The 23,168-nt window shown below is 49.4% G+C and carries 21 protein-coding genes; 11 read left to right on the top strand and 10 right to left on the bottom strand.

The genetic code is table 11. The annotated features are described in order from the left end of the window. Positions 1 to 5: 5 nt before the first annotated feature. The 3 genes from IEW74_RS10480 to IEW74_RS10470 are packed head-to-tail and all read right to left on the bottom strand — an operon-like array spanning position 6 to position 2,559. A complete protein-coding gene (locus IEW74_RS10480) occupies positions 6 to 1,313 on the bottom strand; it encodes an ATP-binding protein (RefSeq protein WP_229734313.1) in 1,308 nt (435 codons plus the stop codon). 19 nt (positions 1,314 to 1,332) lie between these two features. Then, entirely contained in the window at positions 1,333 to 2,022 is a 690-nt protein-coding gene (locus IEW74_RS10475; protein ID WP_188664574.1) for a response regulator, read from the bottom strand. Between the two features lie 42 nt (positions 2,023 to 2,064). After that, the gene (locus IEW74_RS10470; RefSeq protein ID WP_188664571.1) at positions 2,065 to 2,559 is read right to left on the bottom strand and encodes a MarR family winged helix-turn-helix transcriptional regulator; all 495 of its coding nucleotides are present in this window, start codon (positions 2,557 to 2,559) and stop codon (positions 2,065 to 2,067) included. Between the two features lie 125 nt (positions 2,560 to 2,684). On the opposite strand from IEW74_RS10470, the gene IEW74_RS10465 reads away from it, so the two are divergent. Continuing rightward, positions 2,685 to 3,587 carry a branched-chain amino acid aminotransferase gene (locus IEW74_RS10465; RefSeq protein ID WP_188664568.1) on the top strand — a complete coding sequence of 301 codons (903 nt, stop codon included), beginning with the start codon at positions 2,685 to 2,687 and terminating at the stop codon, positions 3,585 to 3,587. A gap of 60 nt (positions 3,588 to 3,647) precedes the next feature. Here IEW74_RS10465 and IEW74_RS10460 read toward each other — a convergent pair whose 3' ends face one another. Further along, entirely contained in the window at positions 3,648 to 4,196 is a 549-nt protein-coding gene (locus IEW74_RS10460; protein ID WP_188664565.1) for a cysteine hydrolase family protein, read from the bottom strand. A 95-nt stretch (positions 4,197 to 4,291) separates the two neighbouring features. On the opposite strand from IEW74_RS10460, the gene IEW74_RS10455 reads away from it, so the two are divergent. Next, positions 4,292 to 5,230, top strand: coding sequence for a GlxA family transcriptional regulator (locus tag IEW74_RS10455; protein WP_188664561.1), 939 nt, complete (start codon positions 4,292 to 4,294; stop codon positions 5,228 to 5,230). Here IEW74_RS10455 and IEW74_RS10450 read toward each other — a convergent pair. Together IEW74_RS10450 and IEW74_RS10445 are read right to left on the bottom strand one after the other, a co-directional pair. Further along, positions 5,220 to 5,975 carry a substrate-binding periplasmic protein gene (locus tag IEW74_RS10450; protein WP_188664558.1) on the bottom strand — a complete coding sequence of 252 codons (756 nt, stop codon included), beginning with the start codon at positions 5,973 to 5,975 and terminating at the stop codon, positions 5,220 to 5,222. The genes IEW74_RS10455 and IEW74_RS10450 overlap by 11 nt on opposite strands. A 17-nt stretch (positions 5,976 to 5,992) precedes the next feature. After that, positions 5,993 to 8,326 (bottom strand): ATP-binding protein, encoded by a 2,334-nt coding sequence (locus IEW74_RS10445; protein WP_188664555.1) that lies wholly within the window; start codon positions 8,324 to 8,326, stop codon positions 5,993 to 5,995. Between the two features lie 262 nt (positions 8,327 to 8,588). Between IEW74_RS10445 and IEW74_RS10440 the strand changes: the two genes are divergently transcribed. The 8 genes from IEW74_RS10440 to IEW74_RS10405 all read left to right on the top strand — a co-directional run bounded on the left by IEW74_RS10440 (position 8,589) and on the right by IEW74_RS10405 (position 15,783). After that, positions 8,589 to 9,038 (top strand): c-type cytochrome, encoded by a 450-nt coding sequence (locus IEW74_RS10440; RefSeq protein ID WP_188664552.1) that lies wholly within the window; start codon positions 8,589 to 8,591, stop codon positions 9,036 to 9,038. Positions 9,039 to 9,062: 24 nt separating this feature from the next. Beyond that, on the top strand, positions 9,063 to 10,379 hold the full coding sequence (locus IEW74_RS10435; protein ID WP_188664549.1) for a cbb3-type cytochrome c oxidase subunit I: 1,317 nt from the start codon (positions 9,063 to 9,065) through the stop codon (positions 10,377 to 10,379). A 102-nt stretch (positions 10,380 to 10,481) separates the two neighbouring features. Beyond that, positions 10,482 to 11,264, top strand: a complete 783-nt coding sequence (locus IEW74_RS10430; protein ID WP_188664546.1) for a CbbQ/NirQ/NorQ/GpvN family protein — start codon at positions 10,482 to 10,484, stop codon at positions 11,262 to 11,264. A 6-nt stretch (positions 11,265 to 11,270) separates the two neighbouring features. After that, positions 11,271 to 13,199, top strand: a complete 1,929-nt coding sequence (locus IEW74_RS10425; protein ID WP_188664543.1) for a nitric oxide reductase activation protein NorD — start codon at positions 11,271 to 11,273, stop codon at positions 13,197 to 13,199. Next, positions 13,200 to 13,757 carry a cytochrome c oxidase subunit 3 family protein gene (locus IEW74_RS10420; RefSeq protein WP_188664540.1) on the top strand — a complete coding sequence of 186 codons (558 nt, stop codon included), beginning with the start codon at positions 13,200 to 13,202 and terminating at the stop codon, positions 13,755 to 13,757. It abuts the gene before it with no gap. Positions 13,758 to 13,762: 5 nt separating this feature from the next. Then, the gene (locus IEW74_RS10415) at positions 13,763 to 14,026 is read left to right on the top strand and encodes a cytochrome C oxidase subunit IV family protein (protein WP_188664537.1); all 264 of its coding nucleotides are present in this window, start codon (positions 13,763 to 13,765) and stop codon (positions 14,024 to 14,026) included. A gap of 83 nt (positions 14,027 to 14,109) precedes the next feature. Next, positions 14,110 to 14,604 carry a GNAT family N-acetyltransferase gene (locus IEW74_RS10410; RefSeq protein WP_188664534.1) on the top strand — a complete coding sequence of 165 codons (495 nt, stop codon included), beginning with the start codon at positions 14,110 to 14,112 and terminating at the stop codon, positions 14,602 to 14,604. A 96-nt stretch (positions 14,605 to 14,700) separates the two neighbouring features. Next, entirely contained in the window at positions 14,701 to 15,783 is a 1,083-nt protein-coding gene (locus IEW74_RS10405; protein WP_188664642.1) for a glycosyltransferase family 4 protein, read from the top strand. Here the strand turns inward: IEW74_RS10405 and fdhF are convergent. The 3 genes from fdhF to IEW74_RS10390 are packed head-to-tail and all read right to left on the bottom strand — an operon-like array spanning position 15,780 to position 20,422. Next, positions 15,780 to 18,479: a formate dehydrogenase subunit alpha gene (gene fdhF / locus IEW74_RS10400; RefSeq protein ID WP_188664531.1), complete on the bottom strand. Its 2,700-nt coding sequence runs from the start codon at positions 18,477 to 18,479 to the stop codon at positions 15,780 to 15,782. The two genes, IEW74_RS10405 and fdhF, sit on opposite strands and share 4 nt — an antisense overlap. Next, positions 18,476 to 19,939, bottom strand: coding sequence for an NADH-ubiquinone oxidoreductase-F iron-sulfur binding region domain-containing protein (locus tag IEW74_RS10395; protein ID WP_229734312.1), 1,464 nt, complete (start codon positions 19,937 to 19,939; stop codon positions 18,476 to 18,478). Before IEW74_RS10395 ends, fdhF begins: the two co-directional genes overlap by 4 nt. Positions 19,940 to 19,951: 12 nt before the next feature. Further along, a complete protein-coding gene (locus tag IEW74_RS10390; RefSeq protein WP_188664528.1) occupies positions 19,952 to 20,422 on the bottom strand; it encodes an Lrp/AsnC family transcriptional regulator in 471 nt (156 codons plus the stop codon). Positions 20,423 to 20,591: 169 nt separating this feature from the next. Between IEW74_RS10390 and ald the strand changes: the two genes are divergently transcribed. Next, positions 20,592 to 21,704 carry an alanine dehydrogenase gene (gene ald, locus IEW74_RS10385; RefSeq protein ID WP_188664525.1) on the top strand — a complete coding sequence of 371 codons (1,113 nt, stop codon included), beginning with the start codon at positions 20,592 to 20,594 and terminating at the stop codon, positions 21,702 to 21,704. Between the two features lie 131 nt (positions 21,705 to 21,835). On the opposite strand, the gene IEW74_RS10380 is transcribed toward ald, so the two are convergent. Continuing rightward, positions 21,836 to 23,020, bottom strand: coding sequence for a BaiN/RdsA family NAD(P)/FAD-dependent oxidoreductase (locus tag IEW74_RS10380; protein WP_188664522.1), 1,185 nt, complete (start codon positions 23,018 to 23,020; stop codon positions 21,836 to 21,838). Positions 23,021 to 23,168: the final 148 nt, after the last annotated feature.

Raw genomic sequence — 23,168 nt, 5'->3', positions numbered from 1 at the left:
GTTTTCTAAACTGGAAAACGCAAGCGTGCACGCAGACCGCCTTGCGGGGAGGTTGTAAGTTGAATATCTCCCCCATGTGCGCGCACAACATCACGGACAATGGACAGACCAAGGCCAACCCCGCCTGTCTGGATATTGCGTGATTTATCAAGTCGAAAGAAGGGTTTGAAAACCTCTTCGCGCATATCTTCCGGGATGCCGGGGCCATCATCGTCAACCGTGACTTCAATCGCCTCGTTACGTTGCTCAAGGCTCAGCCAGATATGTGTGCCGTATCGAGCTGCATTTTCCACCAAATTCGTCACGCACCGCTTGAAGGCATTGGGCCGGACTTGCAGGTGCACATCCTCGACGTTTTCATAATCAATGGGGATGTCTTTGCGTTTTATGCCTTGCACAATGGATGTCAGGATTTGTGAAATATTGGTGTCTTCGGGTTCTTCCTCGCCGTCACCGCGTACGAAATCCAGATAGCCTTCCAGCATGTGCTCCATTTCCTGAATATCATCGCGCAGGTCTTTGATATCGTCTTCCTCACCCATCATGGCGAGTTGTAGTTTCATGCGGGTTAAAGGGGTGCGCAAATCGTGGGAGACACCCGCCAGCATATGCGTTCGTTGCTCAATCTGGCGTTCGATACGGGCCTTCATTTTTAAAAATGCGGTTGCTGCCTGTCGTACTTCGCGCGCGCCTTCGGGTTTGAAACGTTCAACATTTTGGCGCTTCCCAAAGGCATCGGCGGCTTGTGCCAGTCGTCGGATCGGGCGGACCTGATTGCGCATGAAAATAATGGCCACACCGAATAAAAGCATGGAACTGCCGACCATCCACAAGACAAAAACATAGGTTGTTGAACTGAACAGGCGCTTACGCAGGGCCGTGACGGATAACACACCGTCACTGAGTTGGATTTCGATGGTCAGAGTCTTTTTATCAGCGGGTGCAAGAATGTGGTAGGGCAGGCCAACCCGTTCATCCAGTGCAGAGAGTAAAAAAGGATCGGGAATACTGCCTTCTACGATATTTTCATTGTTGGCGAGAATTTCGCCTTTGCGCAAACTCGCGGCCATATTGAACCGTTGTCTGGAAATAAGAAACGTGCGTGTCAATCCGTCTTCGCTGGGATCGTTGCGGATCATATCGACAAGGGCGCCGACATCACCGGCCAGACCGCGCGCCAGATATTTGGAAACCTTGTCCCAATGGGCTTCGTAGAAAATGAAGGCCGAAATAACTTGCAGCAGGACCAGTGGAACCACCAAAATCATTAAGGAGCGTCCCAACAGGCTGCGTGGCAATATTTTCTTGATCATTGTATCCATGATGTTTGATTTAACTTGGTCGCAGGACGTAGCCTTGCCCACGTACGGTTTGCAGATAACGTGGCATTTTTGGGTCAATTTCGATCTTGCGGCGCAGGCGGGTGACCTGTACATCAATGGTTCGATCGTTTCCGGCAATGCCGGACAGTTCTGCCAGTTGTTCCCGGCTGAGGACTTTATTTTCGTTTTCAGCCAGAATAACAAGCAAGCTGGCTTCGGATGCGGTTAAATGAATTTGTTTGCCATTGCGGCTCAGGATATGGCGCTGACTGTCAAAGACCAAGCCCCCCAACTGGATCAGGTCTGTCTGATCTTGCGGTGTGCTGCGCACAACGCGTTTTAAAATATTGTTGATGCGTAAAACCAGTTCACGCGGTTCAAACGGTTTGGTCAGGTAATCTTCCGCCCCGCATTCCAAACCGAAAATACGATCTTCACCTTCGCTCATGGCGGTGAGCATCAAGATGGGTGTGTCGTTGGATGAGCGGAAATCACGGGCAAAATCCAGACCGCTTTCTCCCGGCATCATCAAATCCAGCACAATCAGATCGAATTCCAACAATCCCAATTTATTGCGGGCATCTTGTGCGTCTTGCGCGATACTGACGTTAAAACCGTTTTCACTGAGGAATTTTTTCAGCAATCGGCGCAAACGTTCGTCATCATCTACAACGAGAATATGAGGCTGTTCGTTCATCATGGGCGACAGTATGCCACCGCACCGCGCCCGTTTAAATCAAAATCAATCCTGTAGATCATCATTGAGTTGGGCAAAACGTTCTTTTTCATCTGTAATGCCCATCAAGACCTTGCGAAACCCGTCAACGGCATCGGCCCCGGCCAAACGATAAGCTTCGGCAATGCGGCGGCTTTGACTTTTGGAAAGCTGCTGTTCGAGCTTCTGGCCCTTGGAGGTTAGATATAACAGGCGTTGGCGGCGGTCATTTACGCCTGTGCGTTGTTCGATGAAGCCTTCATCGACCAACTGGCTGAGGACGCGCGATAGACTTTGTTTGGTGATAGAGAGAATGTGTAGCAGGTCTTTGACCGACATGCCGGGTTCACGCCCGACAAAATAAATCACACGGTGATGGGCGCGTCCGAAATTATACGATTCGAGAATGCCGTCCGCCTCCCCGGTAAAATCACGGTAGGCGAAAAAGAGAAGCTCCATCGCAAGGCGAAGTTCTTCTTCTCGTAAAAACAAAGGATTGGCGCGTCTTTTGATATCGGACATTTTTCAAATTATTTTAAACTACGTCAGCAATGTTGACATATATGCCAGAACGAGCTAATAGTGGCAACATCATTTATGCAAAACCCTGCATAAAAGCAACTTTGTTACAAAAGAAGAGAAAAACCATGTCCAACCTTTCGTTTGACGACCGTGACGGTACGATCTGGCATGATGGCGAAATGATTCCTTGGCGCGATTCCAAGGTTCATGTTCTTTCCCATGCCCTGCACTATGGATCTTCTGTTTTTGAGGGTATCCGCGTATATGGCGGGAAAATCTTCAAATTGACGGAACATAGTCAGCGTCTCGTCGAATCTGCTAAAATCCTCGGTTTTAAAATTCCCTATACTGTGGAAGAAATTGATGCGGCGACTCAAAAGGTGGTGGACGAAAACAATATTGTGGATGGTTACATCCGTCCGGTTGCGTGGCGTGGTTCTGAAATGATGGGTGTTTCTGCACAGAAAAACACCATCCATCTGGCAATTGCCGCATGGGAATGGCCGTCTTATTTCGACCCGGAAGCCCGCATGAAAGGCATTCGTCTGGATAACGCGATTTATCGCCGCCCGAACCCGGAAACAGCGCCAAGCCGTTCCAAGGCAGCTGGCCTTTATATGATCTGTACATTGTCCAAACATGCGGCCGAAGACCGTGGCTATCACGATGCGATGATGCTGGATTGGCGTGGGCAGGTTGCCGAAGCAACCGGTGCCAATATTTTCTTTGTGAATAAAGCGGGTGAAATTCACACACCGACACCGGATTGCTTTTTGGACGGGATTACCCGTCGTACCGTGATCGGTTTGGCAAAAGACCGTGGGTATAAGATCGTTGAGCGTGTGATTATGCCGGACGAGTTGGGTGATTTTGAAGAATGCTTCCTGACAGGGACAGCAGCAGAAGTCACCCCGGTTGCTGAAATCGGTGAATATAAATTTACACCGGGCGATATTTCACGCCAACTGGTGGAAGATTATGATCGTACCGTTCGCGGTCAGGCGTTGGAAAAAGTCAACGTTGCCTAAGATCGTCATCTGATTATGAAAAAAGGCCTCGTACGCGTGTGCAGACGAGGCCTTTTTTTATTAAGCGCTAAGAAAATCTTGCGTCGATAAAATGCGGGCATAACTCATACCAAGTGCCGCCATGAAAGAGGCATGCACCTGCGGGGCGGAAATCGTTTCCCCTTTGAACGTCAGGGCGCGTGCGGCGCAGGCATCCTCAATGACTGTTACGGTGAAACCAAAATCGACCGCAGCGCGGGTTGTGGCTTCCACACACATTTGGCTCATGGCCCCGCAGATGATTAAAGAATCGATGTTTTGGGCTTTCAGGCTGTCCAGCAAGGTGGTTTCAAAAAAACTGTTGGGGCGATGTTTTAAAATAACGGTTTCGCCTGCTTGTGGGGCAACGCTGGCGTGAATTTGTGCGCCATCTGTATCAGGTAAAAAGAATGAGGCGTTTTCAGCAAGGCTTTCGTGTCGAATGTGAAAGATGGGGGAACCGGCTTGGCGAAAGTTTTCCAGAATCTTTTTTGCATTTTGGGTGGCCTGTTCCATTTCATGTAATTCAAAGGCCCCATTGGGGAAATAGTCGTTTTGAATATCAATGAGGATAAGAGCGGTTTTTGTCATTGTGATCTCCTGAATTATGAACGGTGTTGATTATTCAGCGATTTGAAAAGAAATGAAATTGGCGGAAATGACATTTTTTATGCTATATTCGCCAAATGAAAGACGCACCTTATAAAGCTTCAATCGCAATTCTCGCCTATCCCGATGTTCAGCAGGCTGCTGTTTTGGGATTGGCCGATTTATTTGAAGTCGCAAACCGTAATAGTGCAACGCATACCGGGGGGCAGTTGGATGTTCGTATTCTTTCCACAGAAGACCTTAAAAACCGGGAAATTCCTTTCTGCGACACAATCATATTCCCACCGAGTTTATCCCAAGATCGTCGTTACGATGATCAAGATATCCTTGATTGGGTCAAGGCCGGGCATGGGCAAGGCGCGACGATTTGTTCCATATGTGCCGGGGCGTTTTGGCTGGGGGCTAGCGGACTTTTGGATGGTCGTCCGGTTACAACACACTGGTTACTGGAAGAAGATTTGCAGCGCCAGTTTCCAAAGGCTGAGGTCAATAGTGAGCGCATTTTAATTGATGATCATGATATTGTCAGTGCGGGTGGCCTGATGGCATGGGTTGATTTGGGATTATTTGTGGTAACCCGTTATCTGGGACAGCACATCACGAGCATGACCGCGCGCCATTTATTGATTGATCCCAGTGGGCGCGAACAAAAAAATTATCGCAGTTTTCGCCCAGTTTTGAATCATGGGGATCCTTCCATTTTATCGGTGCAGCACGGTTTGGAAAAAAGCTATGCGGATGAGGTCAGCGTGGAAGGTCTTGCGGGGCAAGCCCATATGTCGTCGCGAACGTTCTTGCGACGTTTCAAGGCGGCGACAGGATTAACCCCGACGATCTATTTGCAACATTTACGTATCGAAAAGGCACGTGGTTTGCTGGAGCGCACCCGCCTACCCGTTGGCGAGGTTGCCTGGCGTGTCGGATATAAAGATGTATCGGCTTTTAGCCGGGTTTTCAAAGAGATAACCGGCCTGAAAGCAGGCCGTTATCGGGAACGGTTTAGTATTAATTCATAACGGGTGCTATATCCGGGGCATTCAGAAATTCTTCTTTATCCAATGTTTTGGCAATTGCTTCCAGTCGTGCCATAACATTTTCCGCATCCGGGTAGCTTTTATGTAAAATCAAATAGACGTTGGTCTTTTTTAACGTGCTAAAGGCAATATTTTCAATCGGGGACTTTTCAAGAATTTCTGCGGCGGGGAAGGCGTAATCCAAAACGTAATCCGCACGACCATTTGCAAACATGGAAAAAGCCGCCGCGTGATTGGGGGCGGGGTAGTTTTCAATTTTATTTTCTTTTTGTTGAATGTATTTCAGCACCCCGGCGTAACTATATCCCCGGATTGTAATGACACTTTTTCCATTCAGTTCTTCCATTGAGGTGATCGCCGGTGTGCCCTTTCTATGAAAAACACGAATTTCAACGACCGCAACCGGGTCTTTGCTCACCAGGCAACAGTCCCGCAAAATGGACGGTGCATTGACCAGCATGGAAAATTTGGACACCCCTTCACGCAGGTTCGCAAACATACGTTTGGCAGGGTAATCCTTGGCATGCCACGGGATGCCGGCTTTTTCAAATAAAGGTTGGGCAAGGCGGACCAATGGGTTTTTCAATTTTCCATCGGCATCACGTTGTGTCGTCCAAACGGAAATATCCGGGTAGGCATATTCAATTTCTTCCGGTGCGGCTTGTGCATCCAGCCAGACGATTGCGTTGCAAAATGAAGCGATCAGGATCAACCTTAAAAACAACATTGTAGTTTCTCTCCCCTCTATCCGTTCAGGACTGAGTTAACCGTTTTAATCAAGGCTACTATATCTACAGGCTTGGTCAGGAAACTTTGGAAACCCTCTTCTATGCCGCGCCGGATGGTTTCCGGATGAACATTGGCACTGAGGGCAAAGACAGGAATGTCTTTTGTTTCTTCTTGTTGTTTCAAAATATTCAAGGCCTTGAACCCATCCATACCGGGCAGGTTCAGGTCCATCAGAATAAGGTCAAGCTGGTTTGTGGATGCCAGCTCAAGACCTTCTTCGGCTGTCTGAGCTTCCAAAAGTTCCGCATGGTCGAATTTGTCGAAGATTTCTCTGACCAGCATCATGTTTTCAGGATTGTCTTCCACATACAGAACTCGGCAAGGCAGGAGTTCCAGTTTTTGATTGTTCAGGGAAAATGCGGTCGTGGTTTCTTGATGCTGAACGGGGCTGGCTTGAACGACTTCAAATTCAAACCAGAATGTACTGCCGACACCGGGGGTACTTTCAACACCGATTTGCCCCTGCATCAAATGAACCAGTTTTTGGGAAATGGACAGGCCGACACCCGTTCCTTCTGTATCCGTGGTCTCTGCCCCCAGACGATTAAAGGGGGTGAAAAGCTGATTGATCTGGTCGGGGGTCAACCCGTTACCGGTGTCGCTCACATTGATGCGCAACCAACGTTTCTTTTCAACGCAGAGCGATATTTCCACGCGGCCTTGCGGACGGTTATATTTAATCGCATTAAAGCATAAATTCATCAGAACCTGACTGAACCGTGTCACGTCTGCAATGATTTGTACGTCTGCCGGGACGTTATCGTAGTTTGTGGAAATAGTGACCTCGTAGTCACGGGCGGCGGCTTCCAACAAATCGATATTGTCGTTTATGGTCTCAATGGGGGAAATCACTTCCATATCAAGGTTGATTTTTCCGGCTTCCACTTTTGAAAGGTCGAGGATCTCATTAATCAGGGTCAGCAAATGATTGCTGGCCCCGAGAATTTGATCAACATAAAGAGCCTGCTGTTTATCAAGGGCCTTTTTCGGGTTCATAACTAAAAGCTGTGCAAAGCCAAGAATACCGTTGAGCGGGGTGCGCAATTCATGGCTCATGCTGGAGATGAATTCACTTTTCGCCTTGCTGGCGACATCGGCCTTTTCTTTGGCTTTTTGCAGTTGTTCCTGATAGTGAACCTGATCGGTCACGTCACGCGCCGCACCACGATATCCCATAAATTGATCGTTGGTGTCATAGTAGGGGCGCCCGCTGAGCTCAATCACGCGAATCTGTCCGTTGCGGGTTTTTAAACGATAGCGGAAATCTTCAAGCGGCAATTCATTGCGGAGGATTTCGTCATAGGCCTGCCATATATCACGTTCATAATCCGGCGAGAGATAAGCCGCAAGGGCATGGCGCTGCTTGCCCAGAATATCTTCTTGCGAAAGACCGGTGACTTCATAGCAACGACCGGATACATAAGTGAAATGGTGATCCTCGCCCGTTTCCCAAAACCAGTCTGAGGCCGATTCTGCGATGTCGCGCAAGCGTTGTTCGCTGTTTTTGAGGGATTGTTGAACATATTCGCGTTCGACGATTTCTTGGCTTAGGTGTTGGGTGCGTTCATGGACGCGCAATTCAAGCTGGGAATTGATGGTCTGAACTTCTTCGTAGGCATGCTGCAGACTTTTATTGGTCTCGGCCAATGTGTTGAATGTTGCGCGCAGTTTGTCGCCCATATGGTCAAAGCTTTTGCGCAGAGACTGAATTTCATCATCTTTGGGGTCGTGTTCGTAAAGCCCGTCAATATCCGATTGCGCCAGTTCCTGTGTGATGCTCTCTACTTTTTCAGCAAGGGCGCCTAACCTGCGCGCAACCAGACGATAGAAGATGGCAAACATAAACAGGGCGACAAAGAAGGTTTTGACACCGTTGCTGAATAAAATGCCGAGTGCCTTTGAAAAAACGCGCTCGTAAATTTGATCAAGGCTGGCAACAACATTGAGGCTCCCAATGTTTACCTGTTCACCGCGTTTATCATAAATCAGGGGATAGGTGCGTTCGATCACATGTTCGGATCTTTGGGCACCGGCTTGCCAGGCGCTTTTTCCATTTTCGGTTTTGACGACCACATGTTCGATATTGCGCAGGTTGACCAAGCCTTCCAACGATAAAAGAATCTGTTCCTCGTCGAAGCTCCAGACACTACCTGAAATTGTCGGTACATTAACGGTGACGCTGTTAAGTGTGACGTCCAGATCATTGCGTTGCTCGGTATAATCCAAGAACAACTGTACTGCCGTTATGAAAAAGGTAATCAAAGAGCTGAACGCAATGATAAGCGTCATCAGCTTTTTCCCGATTTTATTTCCTTTTTTCAAATACGAAGCCATCTTGTGAACGTGTCTCTGAGTAACGAACGTGATTTTTATAAAGATGATAGGGGAGGATAAAACGAAAAGATAGTGTTTATCTTGCTTTAAATGGTCAAACGATGTGAGTTTTGACCAACCTCAATTACCTATCAGGCAGGCTTGTCTAGATTTCAGCATAGGTTGAAGTTGTACCTGAGGGGGCGCTTCCGCCATATTGTGTTTGATGGAGATTAAAATGAAAGACCGCTTAACGATTAGTGCGGCTCGAAACATTTTCTTCGGGGGAACAATTTTCTTCTTTGCGATTTTCACTTTGTTGGTCGTCCAATCTGTTATGTTTGTTGACGAATCCTCCAAACCGGAAAATCTGAATGAGAAAGTCGCCCTTGGGAAAGAGGTTTGGGAACGGCATTCTTGTGTTAACTGTCACAGCTTGCTTGGTGAAGGCGCTTATTTCGCACCGGAACTGGGTAACGTTTGGGTTCGTCGTGGTGGACGTGACGATGCCGAAGGGGCAGCCGATTTCATCAAAGAATGGATGAAAGCCATGCCTACAGGTGTTGAAGGCCGCCGCCAAATGCCGCAGTTTAACTTGACGGAAGAAGAACTGGACGGGCTGGTTGAATTTTTCAAATGGACCAGTGAAATCAATACCCAAAACTGGCCGCCGAATGACGCGGGCTAACGGGTGAAAGCTGAGGACATTATTATGAAATATCAATCTCAAAAAGTGGCACTTTACTACTTTACGGGTGCCCTCGTTTTGTTCGTTGCCCAAGTGCTGTTCGGCTTGCTTGCCGGTGCTGTTTATGTGGCTCCGAACATGTTGGCAGACGTTCTGCCGTTTAACGTAATTCGTATGGTTCACACCAACGCATTGATCGTGTGGCTGTTGATGGGCTTTATGGGTGCAGCTTACTATCTGGTTCCGGAAGAAGCGGAAACAGAATTGCACAGCACCAAATTGGCGATCATCCAGTTCTGGGCGTTCTTCCTGGGCGCTGCTGCGATCGTTGTCAGCTACCTGTTGGGTAACCACGGTGGCCGTGAATTCCTTGAGCAGCCGCTCTGGGGTAAAATCGCGATTGTTATCGTAGCCCTTATTTTCCTTTTCAACCTGACGATGACAGTGTTGAAAGGTCGTAAAACAGCCGTTTCCTTGGTGCTGTTGGTCGGTCTTTGGGGTGTTGCGGTGTTCTTCCTGTTCGCTTTCTACAACCCGGTAAACCTCGTACTGGACAAAATGTTCTGGTGGTGGGTTGTTCACCTGTGGGTAGAAGGTGTTTGGGAATTGATCATGGCATCAATTCTGGCCTTCCTGATGATCAAACTGACCGGTGTTGACCGTGAAGTTGTGGAAAAATGGTTGTACCTGATCGTATCTTTGACATTGTTCACTGGTATCTTGGGTACAGGTCACCACTACTACTGGATCGGGACACCCGGTTACTGGCAGTGGATCGGTTCCATCTTCTCTACTTTGGAAGTTGTTCCGTTCTTTGCGATGGTCGTCTTTACTTTCTACATGGTTTACAAAGGTGGTCGCGACCACCCGAACAAAGCAGCTCTGCTGTGGGCTTTGGGTTGTGCTGTTATGGCCTTCTTCGGTGCTGGTGTATGGGGCTTCCTGCATACATTAAGTGGCGTAAACTACTATACTCACGGTACGCAGATTACGGCTGCACACGGTCACTTGGCATTCTATGGCGCATACGTCATGGTTAACATCGCCATCATGACTTATGCATTGCCGAACCTGCTGGGCCGTTCGCCTTACAACCAAATGCTCAACATGTGGGGCTTCTGGATCACCACTTCTGCGGTTTCGTTCATGACATTCGTTCTGACGTTCGCTGGTACGGTCCAAACTCACCTGCAACGTGTTCTGGGTGAAGGTTTCATGGACGTACAAGACCAACTTGGTCTGTTCTACATGATGCGTCTGGGTTCTGGTGCTGTTGTGGTACTTGGTGCGATTATTATCGTCGTATCACTGCTGCTGCCGGGCAAAGAGAAACAGGCATAATTCTGCCATTCTCTTAAGGTAAATGGGGGGCTATAGGGTTGTTTTATCAACCTTATAGCCCTTCTTTTTGGAAAAATGTTAACAATAGAAAAAGCTAATATCATGACAAAATCCATCCCTCATTACGTCGAAGCATCCAATGAATGTACCCTGTTTGAGCAGGCATTTAAGAATAAGCTCCCCTTGTTACTTAAAGGGCCGACCGGGTGCGGGAAAACCCGTTTCGTCAGCCATATGGCGGCGCGACTCGGTTTGCCGCTCTATACAGTCTCTTGCCATGATGATTTAACGGCGGCGGATTTAACGGGTCGTTACCTGCTTAAAGGCGGTGACACGGTTTGGACAGATGGTCCTTTGACCCGTGCCGTGCGTGAAGGTGGGATTTGTTATCTGGATGAAGTCGTGGAGGCACGCAAAGACGTAACGGTTGTTTTGCACCCGTTGACGGATGATCGTCGTGTTTTGCCGCTGGATCGTACTGGTGAAGAATTGGTGGCACCGGATAATTTCATGCTGGTTGTTTCTTACAACCCCGGTTACCAGAATGTGATGAAATCCTTGAAACCCAGTACGCGTCAGCGTTTTCTCGGGGTCGAGTTTGACTTCCCGGAACTGGAACTGGAAACAAAGATTATCGCGGGTGAAAGTGGTCTGGAAGAAGATCGCGTACGTCCGCTTGTTCGTTTGGCCAATAAATTACGTGAAATGAAAGGTCAGGACCTTGAAGAAGGGGTGTCCACACGTTTGATCGTTTATTGCGCAAGCCTGATTAAAGCAGGCATGACGGTTGATGCTGCGGTTTTACATGCGATGATTGAACCGCTGACCGATGAACCCGACGTGAAGGAAGGCTTGTTGGAAGTCGTTCGCGTCACATTCGGATAAAAGAACATGAGTTGGATGGAGGTCATAGAGGTCGAGGAATTTGTCGGCTCGCATTGGCACAGGATCATCAGCAACGGGGTGGCCAGTTATGGGTCCCACCCCGAGGCAGCGGTGACACTGGATCAGGTGCGCGCGTCCCTTGGCGTCTTTTTCCGGGGTCTTGGCGGCGCCAAGGGTGTGGAAATCGCAGCGGCAAAGAATGAAACATCGCACCACCGACTGTCGTTCCGTCAACGTTTGGGGATGGGGGAAGAACGAACGATTCGCCCGACACTTGACGGGCATACATTAATGCTGCCGATCGAGCTGGATATTTTCCCCGAAAAGCAGTTGAACAAAGAACTTTTCTATTGGTTATCGGCCTTTTTTGCCGCAAGTCCCGATGAAAAGCTGGAAGAAACGGACAATGCCTTTCATCGTGACTTGATGTTTTTAAAACGGGTCTATGAAGTCCAGCTTTCTGTCTTGCAGGAATTACCCGGCATTCGTCCGATCTGGACGCGTCTGTCTTATGGGTTGCGTATGATGCGCCCGAAAAAAGGCCTGCCACCTCTGGAAAACATGGTTGAAGATATCGTTCTTTATTTGTTGGGTGGGGAAAAACCCGAAAATTCGGCAATGGCCTATATCTTTGAAGACGGTGCATTGCCGGATGACGAGGTTTTGCAATATAAGCCGTTTTTGCCTGTCCCGTTATGGGGTGAAATTCTTGAACGCGAGATGTCCAACGTTAAAAAAGGCGATCAGGAAATGGGCGGCGATATGTCGCGCAAGCAGGCGACCGATCGCAAGCTGCGTTCACAACGCCGCGAACTGGATCAGGCCAACCGTGATGATGGATTCTTTTTGCACATTTACGACAAGATCATGTCCATTGCCGATATGTTGAACGTGAACCGCAATGTGGAAGACGAAGAAGAAGACGAAGCGGTCAAGGCGATTGACGATCTGGAACGGGTCACCGTCAGTGAACATGACAAAAAGGCGGCAACCAAGATCAAAATGGATCTGGACCTGCCCGGGGATGAGGTGGATGAAACCCGCCTGACCGGGGAAAAGGTCTTGCCGGAATGGCATTATCGTAAAGGCATTTATTTACAGGACCATTGCCGTGTTCTCATCCGCACCGGTTTGGAAGAAGGCGAAGACTGGACACCGGATGAAGCCGCCAGACGGCGTATTCGCCGGGTGAAGCGCCAATTCGAGGCCTTGCAAGCCAAACGCGAGGTTCTGCACGCCCAACCTGATGGGGAAGAACTGGACCTTGAAGCGGTTGTGCGCGCACGTGCCGATATTCAGGCCAGTGGACGGTCCAGTAACCGCCTTTATTTATCCAGTCGCATGCAAACGCGTGATCTGGCAATTTCCTTGCTGGTGGATGTCTCGCTTTCAACCGATAGCTGGCTGGATAATCACCGGGTGATTGACGTGGAAAAAGAAGCCCTGACCATTTTAGGCAATGGTCTGGCGGCGTGTGGGGATGATTTTGCGATCAATACCTTTACATCGCGCAAACGCGATTATGTCCGGGTGGATTGTCTCAAAAGTTTCGATGAAGCCTTCGGCCCACAAGTGCAACGCCGGATTTCAGCCCTAAAACCGGGATATTATACCCGTATTGGGGCGGCGTTGCGGGCGGCGGCAGAAGATTTGGCAGAACGTCCCAACCGACAAAAATTGTTGTTGGTGATTACCGATGGGAAACCCAACGATGTCGATCATTACGAAGGCCGTTACGGTATCGAAGATAGCCGCAAGGCCGTACAAGAATGTCGACAAATGGGATTGAGCGTTTTCGGGGTGACGGTAGACCAAAAAGCACAAGATTATTTCCCTTATATTTTTGGGCGGGGGTCTTATCAAATTGTCGGGCATGTCGCCAAATTGTCGACGGCCTTACCGAAAATTTATCGCCAGTTGGTAAAGGGTTCATAGATGGAACAAGTTGAAGAACGTGGTGGCTGGGGGGCACTAGACGACCTGCCGGGCAACCCGATGATGTGGATTCTGATCATCAGTGAATTGTTGGTGTTCGGTGCATTCTTCCTGAGCTTTGGGGTCTCGCGTATGCTGGACCCGGTTGGCTTTGGTCAATCACAAGCCTTGCTGGACGGTGTCTATGGTGGGGTGAACACGATTGTGCTGATCACAAGCGGGTTTTTATGTGCCGTTGCCGTGGAAACAAAATCGATACAGCGCGCGCGTGGATTGTTGGCAGGTGCGATTGCCTTAGGCGGTGTCTTCGGCGTGATCAAAATGATCGAATATGGTGACAAGTTCGATCATGGCATCGGCATTGAAACCGACACGTTCTTTACGTTGTTTTTCCTGATGACGGGTTTTCATTTTTTGCATGTTATTTTCGGCATGATTTTGTTGGGAATCGGGATTTGGAAGCCACGCCGTGATGTTTTGGAAACGGTTTGTGCGTTCTGGCATATGGTCGATTTAATCTGGGTGCTGTTGTATCCGCTGGTTTATTTGGCGAGGTAGAAAAAATGACACGCTTATTTATTGTCTGGGTCGTGCTGGTTGGTTTGACTATTTTGTCCATGATCAGCGGGCAGGCCGGCAGTGATGTGCCGCATCTTTCCGTTCTGGCATTGGCCCTGTTGTTTGGCTTTAGTGTTTTAAAAGCCGAAGGTATCTTGCGCCATTTTCTTGATCTCAGGTCTTCCAGCCCCGGGTGGCGTGGTGGATTTACAGCCTTTTTGATCGGTTTGGCTGTTGTTCTGTTCGCCATGACCGCGTTTAAAATTTAACGGTTGTTTCTTTCTGTCAGGCCTTTTTCTGTATTTAATAGAAAAAGGCTTGGCGCTTCCGTGGCTTACTGCTATGGGACATTATGCAATGGACCATAAAAACAGAAGCGCAGTGTCCTGTGGATGAAGAAAAAATCTTCGCACTTGTTGCACGGGCGCTTGGGGAAAACTGGACAACCAAATCTTCCCACCAGCTTCGGATCGGTCGTGATCCTGTCAAAGACCTGTCACTGGTCGCCTTTTTAAAGGATGAACTGGTTGGAACCGTGCGCCTGTGGAATATTCAAGCTGGTAATGCCGGGGATGCATTGTTGTTGGGGCCGCTGGCTGTTGAACCAAGATTGCATGGTCTGGGTCTGGGAAAGGCCATGTTGTTAAAAGTCATCGATTTGGCTGGTAAGGCCGGATATGGTGCGATTGTTTTGGTGGGCGATGCGCCTTATTACGAACGCGTAGGCTTCAGCGCAAAACCAACATGGTTGATGCGCATGCCGGGGCGTTACGACCAAAACCGTCTGCTGGGATACGAATTGATCGAAGGTTATCTAAGCGGCAAAGATGGTGTAATTACACGTTAGAGCTTTTTTTAGAAAAAGAATCATACGTCTGTCTTCAAAATGTCATGACCTGCATGTTTGTCTCTATCGGTTGTATCGATGGGGAAAGGTTCGGTTTTGCATATTTTGATCGTTACAGACGCGTGGCATCCGCAGATTAACGGCGTGGTTCGGGTGCTGGATACATTGCGCACACGTTTGATGGATCGCGGGTTTGAGGTCAGTGTGATTTCTCCGAACGATTTTATTACGGTTCCCTGTCCCGGTTATGCTGAAATTCCTTTGGCTGTTTTTCCGCAGCGAAAAATCCGTTCTATGCTGAAACGCATGCGCCCGGATGTGATCCATATTGCCACAGAAGGTCCGATCGGCTGGTCGATGCGCAAGGTCTGTCTTAAAAAGGGATTACCTTTTACAACGGCCTATCACACCAAGTTTCCGCAATATGTCCATGAACGTTTACCGTTTCTGTCCCTTGATCGTCTGTATGATGTGATGCGGAAATTTCATGGGCCGAGCAAATGCGTCTTTTCTCCATCGCATAGTGTGGCGAAAGAATTGGCCCGTTATGGGTTTGAAAATGTCTTTGAATGGTCGCATGGGGTGGATACCGATACCTTTAGTCCACAGGAAAAAGATTTCTTTGATCTGCCACGTCCGATTCATATGTATGTCGGGCGTTTGGCGGTGGAAAAAAATATTCCGGCCTTTCTTGATCTGGATTTGCCCGGTTCCAAGGTCGTTGTCGGCCCTGGCCCATTGCGCGAAGAATTGATGGAAAAATACCCGGATGTTTTATTCCATATCCCCTACAGCGATCGGGAATTGGCCCTGTGTTATTCGGCAGCTGATGTTTTTGTCTTTCCCAGTTTGACCGATACATTCGGTCTTGTGATGGCGGAAAGTCTGGCGTGTGGTGTGCCTGTTGCAGCCTATCCGGTGTCCGGTCCGCTGGATGTGTTTGGACAGCAGGCGGCTTGCGAGACATCCTTTGGGGCCTTGCACGATGATTTGAGCAAGGCGGTAAAAAAAGCCTATGGCAAGCTTGTTCCGGCCTGTCGCAGTCATGCCCTTCATTTTTCATGGGACCGGGTGGTTGCAGAATTTCTCGACAACATTTATCCAATTGATCCGGCCTTGAAAGACAAGCGTTGGAAAGTACGCAAACGTTCGGCAAAGTTTATCAAGGAAGCGTCTTAGGTTTTTTCTACCTTGGCAGCACAGGTCTTGACCTCGGGTATTTTACCGTAAGGATCAAGTTTCGGGTTGGTGAGAAGGTTGGCTGCCGCTTCTTTGAAACAGAATGGAATAAACACCATCCCCGGGGGGACATCGCGGTCCGGGCGCGCATGAATATCAACCGTGCCACGCCGCGTGGAAACGGTGATGATGTCACCGGCTTCGATATCGCGTTTTTTCATTTCCTTCGGGTTTAAACAGGCAACGGGCAGGGCTTCGATCTGATCCAGTACGCCTGCGCGCCGTGTCATGGCCCCGGTGTGCCAATGTTCCAGCATGCGCCCGGTTGTCAGGACGAAAGGATAATCCGTGTCCGGTACTTCATCCGGTGGGATCAAATCGGTGGGGACGATACGTCCTTTGCCCGTCTCTGTGGGGAAACCGTTTCTGAATAGAACGGCCTGATCGTTGGGGTAGGTCAGGCTGTTTTCAGTTTCCAACCGTTCCCATGTAATCGCGTTGAGGGAATTCATGACACTGGCCATTTCACGATAGACATCACGCACATGATCATAAGACCAGTTCAGCCCCAGCCGGTTGGCAATCTCGCAAATAATCCAAAGGTCTTGTTTGGCATCACCCGGCGGATCAACGGCTTGTCGGCCTAGTTGTACCTGTCGGTTGGTGTTGGTGAATGTACCTGTTTTTTCAGGAAAGGCGCTGGCGGGCAAGACCACATCGCCATACATAGCTGTTTCTGTCAAAAAGATATCCTGCACGACCAGATGATCTAAGGAGGCCAAAGCCTTGCGGGTGTTGGTGGTGTCCGGGTCCGACATGGCGGGGTTTTCCCCCATAATATACATGGATTTAATCTGTCGGGCCTGAATGGCATGGATGATTTCAACAACCGTCAGTCCGGGATCGGGATCAAGCTCAGCCTGCCAAAAATCGGCAAAACGGTCATGGATGGTTTTATCGCCAACGGCCTGATAATTGGGATAGACCATCGGGATTAATCCGGCATCCGATGCGCCTTGCACATTATTTTGTCCCCGCAAAGGATGCAAGCCGGTGCCATCGCGCCCGATTTGCCCGGTGATCAGGGCCAATGCGATCAGGCAACGGGCATTATCGGTGCCGTGGACATGTTGGCTCACGCCCATTCCCCAAAAAATCAGGGCACGTTTGGCACCAGCATAAAGGCGGGCAATTTTGCGAATTTCATTGGGTGCAATACCGCAAACAGGCGCCATGTCTTCCGGGCTGAAAGATTGGATACGGCTGCGCAGTTTTTCAAAATCCTGTGTGTAGGTTTTGATATATTCTTCATCAACAAGGTTTTCGTCGATAATGGTGTGGATCATGGCGTTCAGCAGGGCAACATCGGCCCCGGATTTAAATTGCACCATATGATCGGCAAATCGACTAAGGGCTTGGCGACGCGGGTCCATGACGATCAGTTTGGCCCCTTGTTTAACCGCCTTTTTAATATAAGTGGCGGCAACCGGATGGTTTTGGGCCGGGCGTGCCCCAATAACGATAATGACATCGGATTTTAACGCATCCATAAACGGGGCGGAAACGGCGGCAGATCCAATGCCTTCCATCAAGGCGGCAACGGAAGATGCATGACACAGGCGGGTGCAGTGATCCACATTGTTGGTGCCAAATCCGGTGCGGATCAGTTTTTGAAACAGGTAGGCTTCTTCATTGGACCCTTTGGCCGACCCAAAACCAGCGAGTTCCGGCCCCTTGAACGATTTAAAACCATTGGCTGCCTTTTCCAGTGCCTCATCCCATGTGGCTTCGCGAAAATGGCTCAAGGGATTAGCGGGATCCATTTGTTCTTTTGGTGCGCCTTCCTTGCGGATCAAAGGTTTGGTCAGGCGTTGCGGATGATGGATGTAATCAAAACCAAAACGCCCTTTTACACAGAGCTTTTCTTCATTTGCCGGACCATCGCGGCCATCGACACGTATAAGACGGTTATCGCGCACATGATAGGTCAACTGACAGCCGACCCCGCAGAAGGGACAGAGCGAGTCCACACGTTTCAAACTGTTTGATGCTGTAACAGCGTCCCCCGTTTGTGGATCACGCGGCAACAAGGCCCCGGTTGGGCAGGACTGGATGCATTCCCCGCAGGCCACACATGTACTGTCAAACACCGGATCGTTTTGATCAAAGGCAATGGTGGAACGCGCCCCGCGCCCAAACATACCGAGGACATCATTGCTTTGCAGGTCCTGACAGGCGCGAATACAGTTGGTACATTGAATACAGGCGTTCAAATTGACAGCCAAGGCCGGATGGGTAAAATCGGGCTCAAGGGTTGGGCGTGGCGAAAAGCGTGAAGTTTGGATCCCGACCTCATCCGCCATTTGCCAGAAGTGCGCGTTCGGGTCTGGGCTTTGGTTGTGTTCAGGATGGTCCGCAAGCAACAGTTCCATAATCATCTTGCGTGATTTTGTGACCCGTTCTGAATGGGTGTGAACCTTCATGCCATCGTGGACGGTGCGTTTGCAAGATGCGCTTAATGTGCGTTCGCCTTCGACCTCGACCACGCAAAGGCGGCAATTCCCGTCCGCTTTGTTATGTGTATGATAGCCGGAACAAAGATGCGGCAGGGAAAGGCCTTCGCGTTGGGCAATATCAAACAGGGTTTCATCTTGTTCTGCGTGAACGGTTTTGCCGTTCAGGGTGAAGGAAATCATGTAAAATCCTCCGCAAAATATGTCAGGGCAGACAGCAGCGGATTGGGGGCGGCTTGTCCCAGTCCGCAGATGGAGCTATCGCGCATGACCGCACATAATTCTTGTGCCAAGTCTGTATCCAGAGTGTGCCGAAGCATATTTGACAGTTTGTCACAACCCACGCGACAAGGCGTGCATTGTCCGCAGCTTTCGTGGTTAAAGAAATCCAGCAAATTTGTGCAGACGGTTTTCATATTGTCGTGATCTGATAACACAATGACGGCGGCCGACCCGATAAAACAGCCGTATTGTTCCAGCTGTCCAAATCCCAGTGGCAGGTTTGCCAGATAGGCCGGTAAAATCCCGCCGGATGCCCCGCCGGGCAAATAAGCCTTGAATTTGTGACCGTCTAACAGACCACCCCCATAGTGGGTGATCAGTTCTTGGGCGGTGATGGTCAGGGGGGCTTCGTAAACGCCCGGTTTTTGGATGCGACCGGATAGGGAATAAAACCGTTTTGATCCGGCCTCAATCCCGTTTTGCAGGATATCTTGTACCCGCCAAAGCGTTTCCACATTATTGATCAGGGTTGGACGACCAAATAACCCTTGCTGGGCGGGATAGGGTGGTTTGATGCGGGGAAGGCCGCGTTTACCTTCCAGACTTTCCAGAAGGGCGGTTTCTTCCCCGCAGATATAGGCCCCGGCTCCACGGCGCAGGTGAATAACACGCCCGTCTGTATCAATCTTTGGCAATTCGATTTGCAGGATCTGGCGGATATCGGCATATTCATCGCGCAAATAGATGTAGATGTCTTTGGCGTTGATGACATCGGCGGCGATCAATGCCCCTTCAATAACTTTATGCGGGTTTCTTTCCAGACAGTGACGGTCTTTAAACGTGCCGGGTTCGCCCTCATCGGCATTGATGACCAAAACGGCATTTGTGGCCTTATCAAAAAAACGCCATTTATCAGCGACTTTAAATCCGGCCCCGCCCAAACCGCGCAGGTTTGCGGCTTCCAAGGCATGTAAAACCTGATCGGATTGCCCCTTATATTGGCGATAGGTGGTATAATCGTAGGCCGCATAATCTATATAATCGGGTGGCGATTTCTGTGCGCGCGGCAGGGAAACCGGGGCTTCAGCACACCGCCCCACGCACGGAACAGGTGCACCCTTACCGACCCCAAACATCGCGCAGGTCAGACTGACACAGGATTGTTGCGGGGCAGGTGGCCCGTTTAAATGAAAATGTGCATAAAAACTGGCAACTTCATAGACTTGAGCCTGTGACAGACGCATAACCTCGGCGAGTGCAGTGATGCTTTCTTTATCCAGATGACCAAAGTGGTCCTGAACGACATGCAGGTTTTCGATCAACAGGTCGCGTTGTTGTGCCTTAGGCCCAAGTAACTGAGCGATCATTTCACAACGGCTTGGGTCTGTCAGGCGACCTTTGGGGAAGAATCTCTTTTTCATAGACAAACTATATCAGATATCAGCCATTTTCACGCCGGTTTTCTTGCAGACGGTGCGCAGGGCAAAACTGGATCGGATGCGGGAGACACCGGGCATACGTGACAGGTAATTACGATGGATATGTTCGTAGCCTTCCGGGCCAGCGCACGCAATGCGCAATAAATAATCCGCATCACCTGACATCAGATAACAGCCGCGCACGTCCGGGCAATTGATAACCGCATGTTCGAAGGCATCGACGGTTTCCTCACTGAGACTACGCAAGGTGATTTCCACGAAAACATTGGTCGGTTTGCCAACGGCTGCCTGATTGACCAGCATGGCATAACCATCGATGTAACCATCGTCTTCCAGTCGTTTGACACGGCGTAAGCAGGCCGAAGGGGACAGGTTAACCGCATCGGCGAGGTCTGCGTTGCTCATACGACCATCGCGTTGCAGGAGGGTGAGAATCTTACGATCTGTTATATCTAGTTCGTTCATTGCATAATAATTCTGTAAAATTAAAAATAATTCGAATTATATGCGTTAATTGATGGTTTTCATAGTGCGATTTCGTAGCACATTCGAGAGATCTTGATATAGCATCATCGCATAACAAAATTATATGTATTCAAGGGATGAGTCACCCTGGTTTTCAAGGAGAGAGAGAATGCTTATCGGTGTACCCAAAGAAATTAAAAACCATGAATATCGCGTTGGTATGACGCCAAGCTCTGTACGCGAAATGGTACATCACGGCCATGAAGTTCTGGTCGAAACCTACGCCGGAAACGGTATCGGATTCAGTGATACAGATTATGAAGCTGCGGGCGCTAAAGTTGTTGGAACGGCGGCTGAAATTTTTGATCGTGCCGAAATGATCATCAAGGTCAAAGAACCGCAGAAAGTTGAATATGAGCAACTGAGTGCAGATCAGTTGCTCTTTACATATCTGCACCTTGCGCCAGATCCTGAGCAAACAGCCGGTCTGGTGAAATCCGGGGCAACCTGCATTGCCTATGAAACGATTACGGATGCACATGGCGGCCTGCCTTTGCTGGCACCGATGTCTGAAGTTGCCGGGCGTATGTCCATTCAGGTGGGTGCAAATGCCATGCAAAAAGCCAATGGCGGCAGTGGGATCCTGCTGGGTGGTGTGCCGGGTGTTCAGCCCGGGCGCGTTGTTGTTATTGGCGGCGGTGTTGTCGGTACAAGCGCGGTTCGTATGGCAATGGGGCTGGGCGCGGACGTAACTGTGCTGGATAAATCACTGGCACGTTTGGCCTATCTTGATGATATCTTTGGGTCACGTTTGAAAACACAATATGCAACGGTCGATGCCACAGAAGAACTTGTCTATGGTGCCGATCTGGTTGTTGGTGCGGTCCTGGTTCCGGGTGCAGCTGCGCCTAAGCTGATCCGTAAAGAGCAATTGTCTTCAATGAAAAAAGGTTCCGTCATTGTAGATGTTGCAATCGATCAGGGCGGGTGTTTTGAAACATCCCGAGCCACGACCCACCAAGACCCGACTTATATCGTTGATGATGTGGTTCATTACTGTGTGGCCAATATGCCGGGGGCGGTTGCCCGGACGTCAACTTTTGCACTGAACCATGCCACCTTGCCGTTTGCTTTGGCGCTGGCCGATAAAGGCTGGAAAAAAGCCTGTGCAGATGATGTGCATTTGCTGGCAGGTCTGAACGTTCACAATGGTCGTGTGACTTACAAGGCCGTTGCGGATGATCTGGGTTATGATTATCTCGATCCGACAACCCTGATCTAGGAACCTGAAATCAGGTTCTTGAAACCGGTGCTTCTTTGTTGCCCGTAAAGAAGCACCGTTCTTTTTCGATGGGATAGTGATTTAACGCAAATGCATCGTCGCAGGTTGAGATAACCTGCTCGGGATTTGCTTTAGACATACTGTCCGGCGCAATAGCCGGATGCCCATGCCCATTGGAAATTAAAGCCTCCTAAATGCCCGGTCACGTCAATAACCTCCCCGACGAAGAAAAGACCGGGCACTTTTTTTGCCTCAAACGTTTTGGATGACAGCTCGTTGGTATCCACGCCACCGCGCATGACTTCGGCTGTGCGATATCCTTCCGTGCCACTGGGCAGCAGGTGCCAGTCATTGATGGATGCCGCCAAGGCATGTAGTTTTTTATCGGGTTGATCAGCGAGCTTTCCTTTGCAATCGGCTTGTTCGCTCAGACGTTGTGCCAATCGTTTGGGCAGGATGGTTGCGATGACGGTCTGGGCTTCTTGTTTCGGCTGGTCCTGTTTTGCTTTTTTCAGCAATTCAAAGACGTCCGTGTCGGGGGCAAGGTTAATCTGGACTTCTTGACCCGGTGTCCAGAAGGATGAAATTTGTAAAACGGCCGGACCGCTAATGCCCTTGTGGGTAAACAATAAAGCTTCGCGAAATTCGGTCTTGCCCAGTTTGATAACAGCCTCAAGGGCAATGCCTTGAAATCCGGCCAATTTATCGCGGGTGTCCTGATCAAAGGTAAAGGGCACAAGGGCGGGGCGGGGATGGATCACGTTTAATCCCATCACTTCGGCCTGTTTCAAACCGAAATTGCTCGCCCCGATTTTCGGGATGGATAGCCCGCCTGTGGCAATGACGAGATGTTCACATTCAATTTCGTGCTCGTTACTCATAATCAGAAAGCCACCATCGCGTTTGCTGACACCTTCTACTTTGGTGTTCAGGCGGATGTCTACGTTGGCTTTTTTGCATTCTTTTTCCAGCATATCGATGATTTGCTGGGCGCTGTCGTCACAAAAAAGTTGCCCGTGGTCGCGTTCATGGTAGGTGATACCGTATTCGGAAATCAGACTGATGAAATCCCAGTTGGTATAGCGTTTCAGGGCGGATTTACAAAAGTGCGGATTTTCTGACAGATAGTTTTTCGCAGTAATATCCATATTGGTGAAATTGCATCGCCCACCGCCGGAAATTCTGATTTTTTCCGCCAGTTTTTTTGCGTGATCAATCACCCATGTTTTTCGCCCGCGTTTTCCAGCCTCAATCGCACACATCATGCCGGCTGCACCGGCTCCGATAATCAGTACATCCACTTTTTGAGTCGCCATGACATCTTCCATATTGTGCGGTGCTAAAAAACTACCTTCTGCATGAAGTTGGCCGTTCTGTCCAGCTTTGTACGTGTGAAATGACTTTTGGGAATTGATTTTTCGAAAGAATGTGACAGATTGTTCACCATAAACATAAAGGTGATGA

The sequence above is a fragment of the Terasakiella brassicae genome (assembly GCF_014641495.1).
GTDB lineage: Bacteria > Pseudomonadota > Alphaproteobacteria > Rhodospirillales > Terasakiellaceae > Terasakiella > Terasakiella brassicae.
Note: the sequence above shows the minus strand (reverse complement) of the source record. Positions and strands in the feature narration are given on the sequence as shown.